The sequence below is a fragment of the Parasphingorhabdus sp. genome, assembly GCF_059726685.1.
This window is the reverse complement of record NZ_AP041068.1, coordinates 99,665-115,168: the sequence shown is the minus strand read 5'-3', so window position 1 is coordinate 115,168 and position 15,504 is coordinate 99,665. Positions and strand designations below refer to the sequence as shown.

Annotated in this window: 15 protein-coding genes; 11 read left to right on the top strand and 4 right to left on the bottom strand. The window is 52.4% G+C overall.

Going from position 1 to position 15,504, the window contains the following annotated elements; genetic code table 11:
• Positions 1-78: 78 nt before the first annotated feature.
• The gene (locus AC6I9Z_RS00530; protein ID WP_461457986.1) at positions 79-756 is read right to left on the bottom strand and encodes a COQ9 family protein; all 678 of its coding nucleotides are present in this window, start codon (positions 754-756) and stop codon (positions 79-81) included.
• A 166-nt stretch (positions 757-922) separates the two neighbouring features.
• On the opposite strand from AC6I9Z_RS00530, the gene AC6I9Z_RS00525 reads away from it, so the two are divergent.
• Complete coding sequence (locus tag AC6I9Z_RS00525) at positions 923-2,020, top strand: alkene reductase (RefSeq protein ID WP_461457988.1); 1,098 nt, start codon at positions 923-925, stop codon at positions 2,018-2,020.
• 18 nt (positions 2,021-2,038) lie between these two features.
• On the opposite strand, the gene AC6I9Z_RS00520 is transcribed toward AC6I9Z_RS00525, so the two are convergent.
• Both AC6I9Z_RS00520 and AC6I9Z_RS00515 read right to left on the bottom strand, forming a co-directional pair.
• A complete protein-coding gene (locus AC6I9Z_RS00520) occupies positions 2,039-2,494 on the bottom strand; it encodes a DUF1465 family protein (protein ID WP_461457990.1) in 456 nt (151 codons plus the stop codon).
• 161 nt (positions 2,495-2,655) lie between these two features.
• A complete protein-coding gene (locus AC6I9Z_RS00515) occupies positions 2,656-2,859 on the bottom strand; it encodes a YdcH family protein (protein ID WP_461457992.1) in 204 nt (67 codons plus the stop codon).
• A gap of 191 nt (positions 2,860-3,050) precedes the next feature.
• Between AC6I9Z_RS00515 and AC6I9Z_RS00510 the strand changes: the two genes are divergently transcribed.
• From AC6I9Z_RS00510 to AC6I9Z_RS00475, 8 genes are all read left to right on the top strand, one after another.
• A complete protein-coding gene (locus AC6I9Z_RS00510) occupies positions 3,051-3,209 on the top strand; it encodes a YdcH family protein (protein ID WP_109354217.1) in 159 nt (52 codons plus the stop codon).
• A gap of 182 nt (positions 3,210-3,391) precedes the next feature.
• The gene (locus AC6I9Z_RS00505) at positions 3,392-4,411 is read left to right on the top strand and encodes an NADP-dependent oxidoreductase (RefSeq protein ID WP_461457995.1); all 1,020 of its coding nucleotides are present in this window, start codon (positions 3,392-3,394) and stop codon (positions 4,409-4,411) included.
• A gap of 104 nt (positions 4,412-4,515) precedes the next feature.
• Complete coding sequence (ptsP, locus tag AC6I9Z_RS00500) at positions 4,516-6,798, top strand: phosphoenolpyruvate--protein phosphotransferase (protein ID WP_461457997.1); 2,283 nt, start codon at positions 4,516-4,518, stop codon at positions 6,796-6,798.
• A gap of 177 nt (positions 6,799-6,975) precedes the next feature.
• On the top strand, positions 6,976-7,845 hold the full coding sequence (locus AC6I9Z_RS00495) for a helix-turn-helix domain-containing protein (protein ID WP_497811096.1): 870 nt from the start codon (positions 6,976-6,978) through the stop codon (positions 7,843-7,845).
• A gap of 114 nt (positions 7,846-7,959) precedes the next feature.
• On the top strand, positions 7,960-8,835 hold the full coding sequence (locus tag AC6I9Z_RS00490; protein ID WP_461458001.1) for a tol-pal system YbgF family protein: 876 nt from the start codon (positions 7,960-7,962) through the stop codon (positions 8,833-8,835).
• Positions 8,836-8,860: 25 nt separating this feature from the next.
• Positions 8,861-9,808: a tRNA lysidine(34) synthetase TilS gene (tilS, locus tag AC6I9Z_RS00485; RefSeq protein ID WP_461458003.1), complete on the top strand. Its 948-nt coding sequence runs from the start codon at positions 8,861-8,863 to the stop codon at positions 9,806-9,808.
• A 157-nt stretch (positions 9,809-9,965) separates the two neighbouring features.
• On the top strand, positions 9,966-11,918 hold the full coding sequence (ftsH, locus tag AC6I9Z_RS00480; RefSeq protein ID WP_461458005.1) for an ATP-dependent zinc metalloprotease FtsH: 1,953 nt from the start codon (positions 9,966-9,968) through the stop codon (positions 11,916-11,918).
• A gap of 87 nt (positions 11,919-12,005) precedes the next feature.
• Positions 12,006-12,377 (top strand): hypothetical protein, encoded by a 372-nt coding sequence (locus tag AC6I9Z_RS00475; protein WP_461458007.1) that lies wholly within the window; start codon positions 12,006-12,008, stop codon positions 12,375-12,377.
• An 83-nt stretch (positions 12,378-12,460) separates the two neighbouring features.
• Here the strand turns inward: AC6I9Z_RS00475 and AC6I9Z_RS00470 are convergent, their stop codons facing one another.
• Entirely contained in the window at positions 12,461-13,768 is a 1,308-nt protein-coding gene (locus AC6I9Z_RS00470) for a hemolysin family protein (RefSeq protein ID WP_461458009.1), read from the bottom strand.
• A 182-nt stretch (positions 13,769-13,950) separates the two neighbouring features.
• Between AC6I9Z_RS00470 and AC6I9Z_RS00465 the strand changes: the two genes are divergently transcribed.
• Positions 13,951-14,625 (top strand): YiaD family glycine zipper/OmpA-like lipoprotein, encoded by a 675-nt coding sequence (locus AC6I9Z_RS00465; RefSeq protein WP_461458011.1) that lies wholly within the window; start codon positions 13,951-13,953, stop codon positions 14,623-14,625.
• A gap of 107 nt (positions 14,626-14,732) precedes the next feature.
• Positions 14,733-15,500, top strand: a complete 768-nt coding sequence (locus tag AC6I9Z_RS00460) for an SDR family NAD(P)-dependent oxidoreductase (RefSeq protein WP_461458013.1) — start codon at positions 14,733-14,735, stop codon at positions 15,498-15,500.
• Positions 15,501-15,504: the final 4 nt, after the last annotated feature.

Below are 15,504 nucleotides of genomic sequence, written 5' to 3'. Positions count from 1 at the left end.
TATCAATATTAGTTAAGCATGGCGAGTCTTTTGTCGGGGTTTGCGCTGCTTTGGCAATAGCTTGCTAGAAACTAGCGCTCAGGCTCCGCGATAGCGCAGCCGTCCTATAAAGCGCGCCATGCTGAATCGATCACCGCCCGGCTTTGTGAGCTTGGCTTTGACCTTCTCAAACTGCATCACATTTTCGATCCGCCGATCCAGAAACGCTTTGGTCTCGGCATGACCATCGCTTTCATCATCAAGAAAAACGCTGATTGTACTGCCATAAACAGCCGACAAAAGTGTCCGTTTTGTATAATGATTATAGTCGGTTGCTGTATCGCCGGCGAGCCGCCACATCTTATCTGCTGCTCGCCAACCGAGCTTGGCAGCAGTCCTGAGATTGGGAGGTACCGCGAGTAGGGCCAAGGCCCGGCGCAACCCTTCCCGGTCTGGCTCCAGTATCTCCAGCCGTGCAACCACGAGCACCGTGATTCGTTCGCGAATCTTCATGGCGCCAAGCTCTTCTGCGGAATATTTTGCCACCATGGTTTCATCGACAGATTGAAACCATGCATCGATCATATCCACCGGACCGTCGTTAAACGCCAGTCGCGCGATATCGCCATCAACTCTGGCTTGCTTGGCCGCTGCTGCCACTGCGTCTTCGTTCCACCCGTCAAAAGCCGCTTGCGATGCTAGAAGCGGCGCGAGATAAGCGCGCACTTCATCGAGCGTGGGATCATCTCTGAGCGGTTTGGGTTGTTTCGGGTGCATGTCCTGAATTCCTTGTACGTGATTCCCCATATGAGCGAGGGCGCGTCGGGAGACCAATAAATCCGATATAGGCTGAAAGAAAAGTTTTTAAAGCATTGCATTGCAAAGCGCCACTGGCCTGACTAGCTATTCATCAAGCAGTTAAAAATAGCGAAAGAACATGGATATGAGCACATTATTTGATCCCATTACCCTTGGCGCGATCGAAGCCCCCAACCGGATGCTAATGGCGCCCTTGACGCGCTGCCGTTCGACGATGGAGCATGTGCCTACTCCGATCATGGGTGAATATTATTCCCAGCGCGCTGGTGCTGGGCTGATCATCTCCGAGGCTACGGGTATCAGTCAGCAAGGCTTGGGTACGCCCTTTGCGCCTGGCATCTGGAACGACGAGCAAACTGAAGCATGGAAGCCGATTGTCGAGCAGGTTCATCAGGCGGGCGGTCGGATCATCTGCCAGCTTTGGCATATGGGCAGGATTGTACACCCTGATTTCCTTGGTGGTGAAAAGCCCGTTTCTTCCTCCGCGACCACCGCACCGGGAAGCGTCCGTACCTATCAGGGCAAGCGCGACTATGTGGAAGCGCGCCCACTGGAACTGGATGAAATTCCAGGCTTGCTGGACGATTATACCAATGCTGCCGAGAATGCGAAAAAGGCAGGTTTTGACGGGGTGCAACTGCACAGTGCCAATGGTTATCTGATCGATCAGTTCATCCGCTCTGGTACTAATTTCCGGACCGATGAATATGGCGGTTCGATCGAAAACCGGATCCGCTTGCTGGGTGAAGTGACTCAGCGTCTGGTTGACGTCTGGGGCAGTGACCGGGTTTCCGTAAGGCTCTCTCCCAATGGCGATTCACAGGGCGCGGACGATGCGACACCGGTCGAGACCTTTACCGCTGCTGCCAAATTACTCGACGGCATTGGCATCGCGTTTCTTGAATTGCGTGAACCACCTGCACATGGCACTTATGGCAATACTGATGTGCCGGCGGTTAGCCCCGATATCCGTCCGGTATTCAGCAAACCTCTGGTGCTCAACAGCGATTATTTTTATGATAATGCGACAGAGGCTCTGGCAAATGACAAAGCCGATGCGATCAGCTTTGGCCGAACCTTCATGACCAATCCCGACCTGCCCGAACGTTTCCGCATTGGTGCAGAACTCAATCCGATCGATTTCACGCCGACATGGTATAGTCAGGGCGCGGAAGGTTATGTGGATTATCCAACAATGGAACAGGCCAAAGCAACCGCCTGACCAGATCAGATTATGAAATCAGAAGGAGCTTTTGAGTCGTCGGAACATATCATGGACCGGCGGCTCCGAGATATCCTCATACCCAAGCCGTGCCGAAAGACGTTGCAGGCGCTGAAACAGCTCTTCGCTTGAATCAATTATTTCACGTGCCTCGTCAGGAAACAGAGCGACCATTGGACCATCGCTGGCTGCAGCATAGCCCAGTTCGCGGTTATGGTTCCATGCCTCGCCATCCGTCATATCTTCGCCATGCAACGCTCGTTGGTTTAGCAGCCACGCGATGCAATGCATCAAACGCGTTGTGACCTTTAAAGACTCGCAGGAAAAAGATACAGACAGCGCTGCTTTGTCTTCGCACTGGTCATTAAAGCGGCCGGATTCAAAATAGGACCGCGCTTCGTCAGCAAGTACCATAGACTCGGTATAGAGCGCATCCAGTAATTTGGGCGTTATTAATGCTTCGCTGTCAGCCATGCCCGATGGTGTAGCAAATATTTTGTGAGCAGGGACAGTTAAAATTTGCTGGTCAAAGGGTTAATTTGCAAGATGTTTCAATGTGACACGCGGCCCACCCGCGGGTTAATGGGTAGACAGAAACAGTTAACATGGCCGAACCGGCGCAATTATGCGCCTGATCAGGCAATAATATCCGGTATCAGCTGATTTTCGATCTGGATGATGCGGTCCCGCAGGTGCAATTTGCGCTTCTTGAGACGTGCGGCGCGCAATTGATCATGACTGCCTGATTCCATGAGAGCCGTGATCGCATCGTCCAGATCACGGTGCTCTTGCCTCAGTAGTTCAAGCCGCTGCCGCAACTCCTGATCGCTTATCGCCATAATGGATCCATTCGCCCCTTGCATGCCTGCAACAAATTTGTAATCTTCACCCTATTCATGGTTCATGTCGAAACCAAGACATTAATATCCATGGTCATCGTCTCCGCTTGATGACAAGCGCAAGGCAAATGAAAAGGGACACCCGCAGCCACTTTCAACCCAGCAACACTATAAAAAATCAGGAGAATATTATGGATCAGAATCATCTGTCAGCCCTACGCGGAAAACACGAGGCCCTGGATCGCCAGATTAGCGAAGAAGAGGCCCGCCCGGTTCCAGATACGATTCGACTTCATGACCTGAAGAAACAAAAGCTGCGGTTGAAGGAAGAGTTGCTAACGGATGCCTGATCCAAATTTATGATCAGTTTTTGTGTTTCAGTCTGGTTCATCAGACCATATTTTCGATATGCCCCTGGCACCCGCAAGCCCGTCTGAATTGCATCGATCTATCCAGTTAAAACATTCAAGTCATTGACTTACTCCCTGGTTTCCCCAAGGTTTGGGAGATCGATAATGAGAGGATAAGTCCCATGACTACAAATCAGGTTTGGTATTTGCGCAAACGCCCCGTCGGCAAGATTGCCGATGGAGATCTTGAACTGGTCACGGAAGAAATGGGCCCGCTGGGACCGGACATGGTTCGGGTGCGCACTGTTTACCTGTCCCTTGATCCCACCAACCGTATTTGGATGAGTGATATGGATGGCTATTTGCCTCCGGTGCCGATCGATGATCCCATGCGCGGTGGCGGTATTGGTGTTGTGGAAGAAAGCAACTTCGACGCCATACCGGTCGGCGCACTGATCAACACAGGCCTGTCTACCTGGGCTATGTATAATGACATTCCCGGCGGCATGGCGAGCATGCTACCCGCGATTCCCGGCGTGCCACTGACCGCTTACATGGGGCCATTGGGTGCAACCGGCATGACCGCCTATTTTGGTCTGATGGATATCGGCAAACCAAAAGAAGGCGAAACGCTGGTTGTTTCTGCTGCCGCAGGCGCGGTTGGTTCTATGGTAGGGCAAATCGGTAAAATTCACGGATGCCATGTCGTTGGCATCGCAGGATCTGATGATAAATGCCAATGGCTTACGGAAGAAGCGGGATTTGACGCTGCGATCAACTACAAGACCGAAGACGTCGGTGCCGCATTGGACAAGCATTGTCCGAACGGGATTGATATTAACTTTGAAAGTGTCGGTGGTGAAATCATGGATGCGGTGATCGCGCGCCTGAATGATTTTTCACGCATGCCGCTCTGTGGACTGATATCCACCTACAATGATACAGACGGATCTCCCGGTCCATCCAATTTTGCCAATCTGTTAATGCGGCGAACCACGTTACGCGGATTCATTATCCTGGATTATTTTGACCGTTTTCCTGAAGGCGCACAGGCGATGGCCGGATGGCTGATGGAAGGACGTCTGAAATTCGAAACAGATGTGGTGCAGGGCCTTGAAAACGCACCCGCTTCTCTCGAACGGTTGTTCACGGGCGCCAATCTGGGCAAGCTTGCTGTACAAGTGGGTCCAGAACCGGACTAAACCGAGATAGTGGTTAACCACAAGTCATGGGATGACATACATTTTTTGGCCTTTTGACCGTTTTGCATGTCGCGCCTTCGGGAGGTTTCTGCTAGGTCATTCCTATGGCCACCAAACATACGTCCAGTCCTGTAACAGCCCGTAACATATTGACCGGGCTCAGGTCGATTATGGCCTCGCCGGGTAATGCGCAGACAAAACTGAATCATGTCGTCGAAACCATTGCGGAGGCGGTGAGCAGTGAGGTCTGTTCGATATATTTGCGCCGTGAAGGCGTGCTGGAATTATACGCCACACGCGGCCTTAATCAGGAAGCGGTACATGTCACGAAGCTGGCATTTGGTGAGGGACTAACGGGCTATATTGCCAAAAATGTCGAAACCTTGAATCTTGATGAAGCGGCCAGCCATCCGGATTTTCAATATCGCCCGGAAACAGGTGAAGAGAAATTCCACAGTTTTGCCGGCGTGCCGATTATCCGAAACCAACAGGCCGTCGGCGTGTTATGTGCCCAGCATATGGAACCGCGCAAATATTCCGAAGAAGAGATTGAGTCTTTTCAAACGGCTGCGATGGTGCTTTCTGAACTGATTGCCAATGCAGAACTGATCGATGTGGAGTCGGTGGATGCCCCGGAAGCCCGTAACAATGGGGCGGACCGGCTCAGTGGACTGCAACTGGTCAAGGGTAAGGCGAGCGGCTTCGCCGTCTTTCACCAGCCGCGCGTAAAAATCGAACATACTGTCGCTGAAGATATCGAAGCCGAAAGACACCGGGTCTATTCCGCCTTTGACAAGATGCGTAGCCAGATTGACCATATGACCAATCAGGCGGAATTCGGGGTCGGCGGTGAACATGAAGAGGTGCTGCAAACCTACAAGATGTTTGCTTATGACGAAGGCTGGAGCCGCCGGATCAACGAAGCGATTGACAGCGGCCTGACCGCCGAAGCCGCCATTGAGCGTGTGCAGCAACATACCCGTATGCGGATGCGGCAGATAGATGACCCGCTTTTGGCCGAACGGATGCATGATCTGGAAGATCTCGCAAATCGTTTGCTGAGAATAGTCTCCGGTCAAATGGGCACGGCGGCAACCATGGGCTTGCGGCAGGATACAATATTGATTGCCCGCAATCTCGGACCTGCGGAATTGCTCGAATATGATCGTCGGCGTTTGAAGGGTGTGGTGCTGGAAGAAGGATCACTAACCGCCCATGTCACCATCATCGCGCGGGCAATGGACATCCCGATATTGGGACAGGTTAAGAATATCCGCCAGATTGTTCGCGAAAATGATTATTTGTTGCTGAATGTCGATGACAATGCGCTGTTTGTACGGCCAGGCCAATCGATGCAGGATGCGTTTGAAGCACAGGTTGAACTGACCCAGAAAAAGCGGGCGGCTTATACCGCGCTTAAAGATGAAGAGCCGATAACCAAAGATGGCACGCGGATCACGTTGAATATCAACGCCGGCTTGCGTGACGATATGGGGATGCTGAATCTCACGGGCGCCGATGGCATTGGGTTGTTTCGGACAGAGTTTCAGTTTCTTGTCGCTGCCACTATGCCAGGCCGTGCTGGACAATTGCGCTTCTATCGCGATGTGCTGGATGCGGCAGGTGACAAGCAGGTTATTTTCCGCACCGTCGATATCGGCGGGGATAAGCCTTTGCCTTATTTCCAAACGAGTGAAGTCAAGGAAGAAAATCCGGCCATGGGCTGGCGCGCGTTACGCATTGGCCTAGAGCGGGACGCCTTGATGAAAGTGCAAGCGCGCGCGCTCATTGAGGCTGCCGCCGGACGGAAACTCAACGTGATGTTTCCGATGATTGCCGAGCCATGGGAATTCGACGAAGCCAAGACTGTGTTTGAAAAACAGCTGGAATTTTTGCGCAGCCGCAAGAAACAGTTACCACTGTCCATCCGTTACGGCGCTATGCTTGAAGTTCCGGCTTTGGCGGAGTGCCTGGACCAGATGGCACCACGGCTGGATTTTTTGTCAATTGGTACCAATGATCTTACACAATTTCTCTTTGCCGCCGATCGCAGCAACCCGAAATTGGCCGAGCGGTTCGACTGGTTGAGTCCGGCCATATTGCGCTTCATTGGCCGTGTTTCCAAGCAAGCCGATGAACTGGACATTGAGCTGGGCGTTTGCGGTGAAATGGGCGGACGGCCGATGGATGCGCTAGCGCTGTTGGGGCTCGGCATAAAGCGTTTGTCAATTACACCTGCATCTGTTGGCCCGATCAAGGCTATGGTTCGCTCGCTTGATCTGGGCGCAGCACAGGAACAGCTTAATGCGATGCTATCAGGTCCGCCAAGCGACCCCCGAACCACACTGCAAGAATGGGCCCTCGAGCATCAGGTGGACATCGGTTGACTGTCCATATGTAACAATTGGTATCGACGGTTTTCTTGAAAGCCCGGAGATCTCGTCATAATGGTGATATCAGTAGGCTGGAAATATTGATAATCATTGACTTTTCATCGCTCCAGTGGCTTTTTCTGAATCATCAGTGAAAATCGGGGTCGCACCGCGAACCGGCCAAAGGAGAGTATGATGGCCGAAGAAAATGATGCAGAAGAAATAGAGCAGGAAAATGCCGAGTTAAACTTGCACAGCGTGGGTGACATGTTGCGTCATGCGCGAGAGCAAAAAAATCTGAATATTGAAGATATTGCCAAGACAACGCGGATTCCGCAGCGGCACCTAGAGTCCATTGAAACTGGAGATTTCGCTGCTCTGCCTGGCCGCACCTATGCGATTGGTTTTGCCAAGTCCTACGCCCGAACCGTGGGCCTCAGTGAAGTGACAATCGGTAGTCAATTACGCGAAGAGATGGATGATCAGGGTCATAGTGCCTATGAACCGGAAACAAGCGGTTACGCGCCGGCTAATCCGAGTAATATTCCTCCCAAATATCTCGCGTGGACGGCTGGTGGCATCGCTGCAGTCTTGTTGATCGGGTTTTTGGTTTGGCGAACTTTGTTTTTGGAACCTGCCGATTTCATAGATGAAGGACCCGGAGCTGAATTTACCGAGAGCGAGACCATAGATGGCACGCTGGACGGTACGATTGATCCAGTTGGCCCAACACCGTCTGACACAGGTACGGTCACTTTGACTGCAACCGAGACTGTCTGGCTCAAGATATACGACGAAGATGGTGAGCGCCTGTTTGAAAAGGAAATGTCAGCCGGTGAACAATATTCGGTTCCCGCTGATGCCAAAGGCCCCCAAATTCTGACGGGACGACCTGATGCCTTGACCGTCACTATTGATGGCGCCGTAGTTGCGCCACTGGGCACAGCAGATCGTACGATTAAGGACGTCGGTATTAGCGCGGCCGCGCTACTCGCACGAACCGATCCCGGTGGATCAACTACGAACGGCGAACCCGCAAGTGAACTGGATACCACGCAATAGCAGGGTCATATGGCTGTGAAACATCAATCTCACTCAACGTAAATCTATTTACTTTTCCACGGCATCTATGGTTAACGTAAAACAAATCTTTGGCCATATGTTTGGAGGCTCCTTATGAAACCCGTCCTGTCATCGACGTTATTCGCCGCGCTATCGGCCAGCCTTTTGATTGCGGCTCCTGCTGCTGCGCAAAATAACAATGTCGACAAGCGTGTCGACCGGTTGGAACAGGAAATGCGGGCGGTTCAGCGTAAGGTATTTCCTGGTGGTTCCTCTCGGTTTTTCGAACCCGAAATCAGACCTGATGCTGATACCCCGACGACTCCATCGACAACAACAACTGCCGTTTCTGACCTGATCGCTAGAGTTGATACGCTCGAACGCAGTCTCGCAAACTTGACTGGTCAGGTTGAGCAGAATGATTTTCGTATCAGGCAGATAGAGGATAAAATGGCCGCTGCGGTGCCGCCGGTCAGCACCAATCCCGGCGCACTATCGACGACGCCATCGGGCGGATCTGTTACGGAAGATACGGGAAGCGCCAGCCCCGATCCTGAACGCGTAAGCGGCGTTGCATCCATCGTGATGCCTGATACCGGCGATGCCGGCGAAGACGCCTATATTTACGGCTATCGGCTGTGGGAAGCGAAATATTATCCTGAGGCCCAGACGCAGCTCAAGAAAGCGGCAGCCGATCATCCCAAGCACCGCCGTGCCAGTTTCGCCAAAAATCTGCTGGGCCGTGCTTATCTCGACGACGGTAAACCGGCCTTGGCCTCTGTTGCCCTTTATGAAAATTATCAGGAACTGCCTCGCGGTGAACGGGCACCTGACAGTCTTTATTTTCTCAGCACAGCCTTGGTCCAACTGGATAAAAAGGCCGACGCTTGCCGCGTGCTGTCAGAATTACAGGAAGTGTATCCCAGCGCAGCATCCGGTCGCCTCAGTGCGCGGGTTGCACGGGGCAAGGCAGCGGCGGATTGCAGCTAATAATGCGTCTCTTTCAGCGCACCCCATGATGGAGCAGGCTCTTGTTGATCGCTTCCGTGAAGCGGTGACGATGCTTGTGCCTGACTTCGAAAAAAGTGATGACAAGTTGGGTCTCGCCGTTTCGGGTGGACCTGATAGCCTTGCCTTGTTGCTGCTCGCCAATAGCTGCTTCCCGGGACGGATTGCTGCCGCAAGTGTCGACCATGGGCTGCGCCCGGAGGCTCATGCTGAATGCCAGTTTGTCACCGACATATGCGCTGACCGAGCGATTCCGCATCAGATATTGAAGCCATCTTTTCCCATTCGCGGCAGTATTCAGGCAGAAGCCCGAAAAGCGCGCTATGCCTTGCTCAACGCCTGGATAGAGAGTCGAGGTATCGCATGGCTCGCTACTGCCCACCATGCAGACGACCAGCTTGAAACGCTTGTTATGCGGATAATGCGCGGTAGCGGTATTGACGGTATGTCTGCAATCCGCGCCAAACGTGGTCCCATCATTCGCCCGTTACTTAGCTTCCCAAAAAATATGCTGACCCAGTTTGTGACGGCTCAAGGAATTACACCGGTTGATGATCCTTCCAACAAAGATCAGAGCTTTGACCGTGTCCGGGTAAGGGATGCATTGTCGCGGTTGTCAGGTTTTGATGTAAGCCTCGCTAACCAAAGCGCCGCTGCGCTGGATGATGCGCGGACCGCGATACATTGGATGGTCGACAAATTGGCGGCAACCCATATCCAGAAAAATGAAGATGGCTGCACACTCGACAATCATGACTTCCCCCATGAAATTGTGCGGCGATTGCTCCTGAGATGCTTGCATGTCTGCGATCCGGCATTGTCGCCGCGCGGCAGCCAGTTGGAGCCGCTGATCAAGGGGCTGGAACAAGGTGAAACCCAGACTATTGGAAATATATTGTGCAAGGGCGGAAAGGTCTGGACCTTCTCTGCTGCACCGGAACGCAATAATAGATAAACATTTCAGTATTTTAGCGGAAAATCACCATTTACGATCAGACTGATCAGCAAAAACATTCGGCCTTATATTGTCATCCTAGGCAAAACTCCTATCTTTAAGGGACAGATTCGGTTGGAATAACCGCTGACGATACCAAGACAGGACAGCAACTATCATGAATGACGAACAGGATCCCAAGGAAAATCCCTGGATGAAGAGTATGCTCATCTGGGCAGGCGTGATTGTCGCCCTGTTGCTCACTGTCTCCATGTTTGGTGCCGGTGCCGGTGCTGATTCTGGTGAAGCAATCAGCTATTCCTCGTTCCGTGCGAAAGTTGCCGAGGGCAGCGTCCAAAGCGTCGCGATTGCCCCGGACAAGATTACTGGTGAGCTGACCAACGGAGACAAGTTCGCCACAACGCCCGTTGGCAATGATCCCAGCCTGGTCAAATTGCTTGATGAAAAAGGTGTAGAGTATAGTGGCCAAGCCGAAGAAAGCCCAAGCATCTGGCAGTATCTTTTGATTCAGTCGCTACCGTTCCTGCTTATTCTCGGCATAGCGTTTTTCGTGTTGCGCCAAATGCAAAAAGGTAGCGGTTCTGGAGCAATGGGCTTTGGCAAATCCAAGGCCAAAATGCTGACCGAAAAGCAAGGCAAGGTTACCTTTGAAGATGTCGCCGGCATCGATGAAGCGCGCGAAGAACTGGAAGAAATCGTTGAATTCCTGAAAAATCCAGGTCGCTTTGCGAAACTGGGTGGGCAAATTCCAAAAGGCGCGTTGCTGGTAGGTTCACCGGGTACCGGTAAAACTCTGCTGGCCCGCGCAATTGCTGGTGAAGCTGGGGTGCCTTTTTTCACCATTTCCGGTTCAGATTTTGTGGAAATGTTTGTCGGCGTTGGTGCGAGCCGTGTTCGCGACATGTTTGAGCAGGCGAAGAAAAATGCACCTTGTATCGTTTTCATCGACGAAATTGATGCCGTTGGTCGCCATCGTGGTGCTGGCCTTGGCAATGGCAATGACGAGCGCGAACAGACGCTGAACCAGCTCTTGGTCGAAATGGATGGTTTTGAAGCGAATGAAGGTATCATTATCATCGCCGCGACCAACCGTCCTGACGTTCTCGACCCCGCATTGTTGCGTCCGGGCCGCTTTGATCGCCAGGTCGTCGTGCCGCGCCCAGATATTGAAGGTCGTGAAAAGATCCTCGAAGTGCACATGAAGAAAGTACCACTGGCACCCGATGTGAATGCACGCACGATTGCACGCGGTACGCCCGGTTTCTCCGGTGCTGACCTCGCGAACCTCGTCAACGAAGCCGCCTTGATGGCTGCTCGGCGCGGGAAGCGCCTCGTGGCTATGGACGAGTTTGAGACCGCTAAAGACAAGGTCATGATGGGCACCGAACGTAAATCCATGGTGATGACCGAGGATGAGAAGAAAATGACCGCTTATCATGAAGCCGGTCACGCGATTGTGGCGGTGCATGAGCCTGCCTCTGACCCGATCCATAAAGCCACGATCATTCCGCGCGGCCGTGCGCTTGGCATGGTTATGCGCTTGCCGGAGCGGGACAGCTACAGCTATCACCGTGACAAGATGCACGCCAATATGGCTGTGTCGATGGGCGGCCGTGTCGCGGAAGAAATCATCTTTGGCTACGACAAAGTGTCTTCCGGAGCATCAGGCGACATTCAATATGCGACGAAGCTCGCGCGCGATATGGTCACACAATGGGGTATGTCCGACGAAATGGGTCCGTTGCAATATGAAGAGGAGCAAGGCGAGACCTTCCTTGGCTATTCGCAATCCCAGCGCGTTCATATGTCCGACGAAACGGCAAAGAAAATCGATAGCGAAATTCGCGGTATCGTTGATGCAGGCTATGACCGGGCTAAGGACGTGTTGACCAAGCACGAAGATCAGCTGCATTTGCTGGCCAATGCGCTGCTTGAGTATGAAACCTTGTCGGGTGACGAGATTGACTCGCTGGTCGAGAATGGCAAGTTTGAACGGCCCGACGGCGATGTCGTGAAGCCATCTTCGGTTCCTACAATTGGTACATCCATCCCGAAAGCGGGCAAAAAGCGGAAAGGCCCATTTGGCGATCCGAAACCTCAGGGGGCTTGAATCATGATTGTATCAGGTGGGTAGTCACCTGCTATTCAGATAAACAGACACAAAAGGCCTCCTCAAGATTTGAAGGAGGCCTTTTTCATGAAGCAAGTAATTCCATTCATCGTTGGCGCGATGACTATGTCAATAACCGTCCCCGCATCCGCCATGCCCGTCTCCGAATTTCTGCCCAAAGCCGACAAGCTGATGAATGCTGGCATGGGGGGCATGTTCTCAAAGCATCGCAAACCAGTGATGGCGGAAATGAAAAAAGTCACCAATGGTTATCGCGCTGATATCAAGGCAGCCCGTGCGTCTGGTAAAACGCCCTCCAGCTGTCCGCCGTCCAAAGGCAAGGGGCGTCTCAACGGCAAGGAATTTCTTGCGCACCTCAAATCCATTCCGATGGAGCGGCGCGATATGGAAGTGAAGACCGCCTTTCGCGATTTCATGAAAATCAAATATCCATGCTGAAGGATGCAAAGCGGCATCGTCCGAAGCAATCGGCAACTATTACAGCGAGTTGATCTTCTCCGCTTCGATAGCTGTGCGCAGTCCTAGTCGATGTCTGGTTTAGAAGCCCGAACAATTAACTTGTCAATTTTGCGGCCGTCCATGTCAATTATTTCAAAAACCCAGCCCTGGTCCTCAAAATTCTCTCCTTCTTCCGGCAGGCGCCGTAGTTGGTTCAAAGCATGTCCGGCAACTGTGGCATAATCCCGGTCATCGGGCAGTTTAATACCGAGGCGATCCGCCAATGCATCCATAGACATCGCGCCAGATACAAGAAAACTGCCATCTGCGCGCTCAATCAGGCTGCGCTGAGTCTTTTCGTCTTGATCGGAGACAAATTCACCTGCGATCGAACGAAGCAGGTCATTGGGAGTTACAATCCCTTCAAAATGACCATATTCGTCATGAACCAAGACCATTGGTACGTCAGCTTCCCTAAGGATATCGAGCGCATCCAATGCATCGAGCTGATCCGGAACTTTTTCCAGCGGGCGCATCAATTTATGCAAATCGAGCATCTGCCCGCTAAACTGTGCGGCGACTATATCGCGCGCTACAACAACGCCCTTAATCTCATCCACTGAATCCTCCGCCACCGGCCAACGGCTATGTTGCGATTCAATCAACATCGCGTGAATTTCTTCAGTGGTCGCGCTGATATCCAACCAATCGACCTCTGTCCGCGGTGTCATCACTTCTCGGATTGGCCGGTCGGCCATGCGCACGACGCCCGCGATAACGGCTCGCTCATGTTCTTCGATAACACCCGACCGCGTGGCTTCAGCAAAAACCATCTGTAACTCATCTGCGGTCACGTGATTGGCCTGGTCCCGTTTGAGGCCGAGTACCCGAAAGATTAATGCACTTGTGCCATCAAGCAGCCACACCAATGGTGCGGCTACTCTGGCGAGTAAGTCCATTGGCGGTGCCATGACGACGGCAATTTTTTCGGCTGAACGGAGCGCAAATTGTTTGGGCACGAGTTCGCCAATAACTAGCGAAGCAAAAGTCGTCAGCCCGATAACCAAAGCGAAACCGATACTGACAGACAGTTCTTGGCCCATACCCAGAGCTTGCAAACGCTCCGCGACCGGTCCGCCGAGGCTGGCTCCGGAAAAGGCGCCGGCGACAATGCCGATCAATGTGATTCCAATTTGTACCGTGGACAAAAACTTACCGGGATCGCCGGCCAAACGTAGAGCAATTCTCGCGCCTCGGCTCCCTTGATCTGCTGCAGAATGGAGATATGCCTTACGCGCGGAAACAATGGCTAGTTCCGACATTGCGAAAACGCCATTAATCAGCACTAGTACGACAATGATCGCAACATCAAACCAAGGAAAAGCTGTCATATTGTCCAATAGAAAGGGAATAAGCCCGAAAGAAACCCTATAGCCATATGTTTTACAAAATATCAAATATGCTTTGATGCCGCCCTGATAATTTTGGGTTCATCTTATCTATGGTTAATTACGGCTATCGCGCCGGGAAGGGGAAGTATATCCCAACGGCGCTTCTATGAGGGACTAAAAATATGCGTAGCAAACAAGCATTTATTGCGGCACTTTCGTTAAGCGCACTCGCCTTTGCGAGCGGCTGTACAACCAACCCAGAGACCGGGAACCGGGTTCTGTCTAAAGCAGCCATTGGTGGTATTGGCGGCGCACTGGGCGGTTATCTGCTGGGCGATATTATCGGCGGTCGTAATGATCGTACAGAAAAGATCATAGGTGCTGGCCTTGGCGGCCTCGCTGGTGCGGGCGTGGGCTATTATATGGATGAGCAGGAAAAGAAACTGCGTCAGCAAACCGCTGGTAGCGGTGTCGATGTGACCCGTGACGGTGACAATCTGATCTTGAATATGCCGTCCAATGTTACTTTTCCGGTAAACAGCGCGGCCATTGAACCTGAGTTTCAACAGACTTTGGGTGATGTTGCCAATACGCTGTCACAATATGAGAAGAGCTATATCGACGTTTATGGTCATACCGACAGCACCGGCACGGATCAGTACAACCAATCGCTGTCCGAACGGCGCGCTTTGTCGGTCGCCAACTTCTTGAGCAATAGCGGCGTCCAGCGTGCACGAGTTGAAACCCGCGGATTTGGCGAAAGTCAGCCGATCGCGACCAACAGCACCGAGGAGGGGCGCTCTGCAAACCGCCGGGTCGAGCTGAAAATCGTACCGATCCGGGAGCAAGACCTCTAGCGCAGCGCACTATCCGCTTGCCATGACAACAAACATTAGGGCATCCCTTTCCTGAAAACAGGATGAGCCAAATAGTTATAGGCCAATAGTTTAAGGGATGCCCTAATATGACCACCCCAAATTTTTCCATCGACCTGACTGGACGTACTGCCATTGTTACCGGGGCGTCTGCTGGTCTGGGACGCCGTTTTGCAAATGTCTTGGCGGCTTGTGGAGCAAAGGTTGCTTGTACGGCCCGGCGCAGGGAAAAGCTGGATGAACTGGTGGACGAAATCACCCAAGATGGCGGCAATGCACAGGCTTTCGATCTGGATGTCCGGGACGCGGAGCAACTGAAAGCAATTATTCCGTCCGTCTCTGAAACACTCGGGCAACCTGATATACTGGTCAACAATGCTGGAATTGTGGACGCCGCTCGCGCGGTGAAGATGTCTACGGAATTGATCGATGACGTTCTCGATACCAACATGCGCGCCGCCTACATATTGTCCTGTGAGTTTGCGCGACCTTTGATCGAACAAAAGATGCCCGGGCGGATCGTTAATATCTCCTCGATAGCTGGCACGCATTATGATGGTCATGGCGCTGCACTTTATTCGACCACCAAGGCTGGAATATCAAGAATCACAGAGGCGCTGGCGGTCGAATGGTCCAGATTCTTCATCAACGTCAATGCGATTGCACCGGGGCTTTTTGCAACCGATATGTCGGATGGAATGACCAGTCGAATGGGTAATTTTTACGAGCATTTTCCCCGCAAACGTATATGCCAGCCGGATCAGATGGATAGCACATTGCTTTATCTATTATCGCCGGCATCAGAATGCGTGACTGGCACCATAATCAAAGTCGATGACGGCCAAGGGCCGCGATAAATAG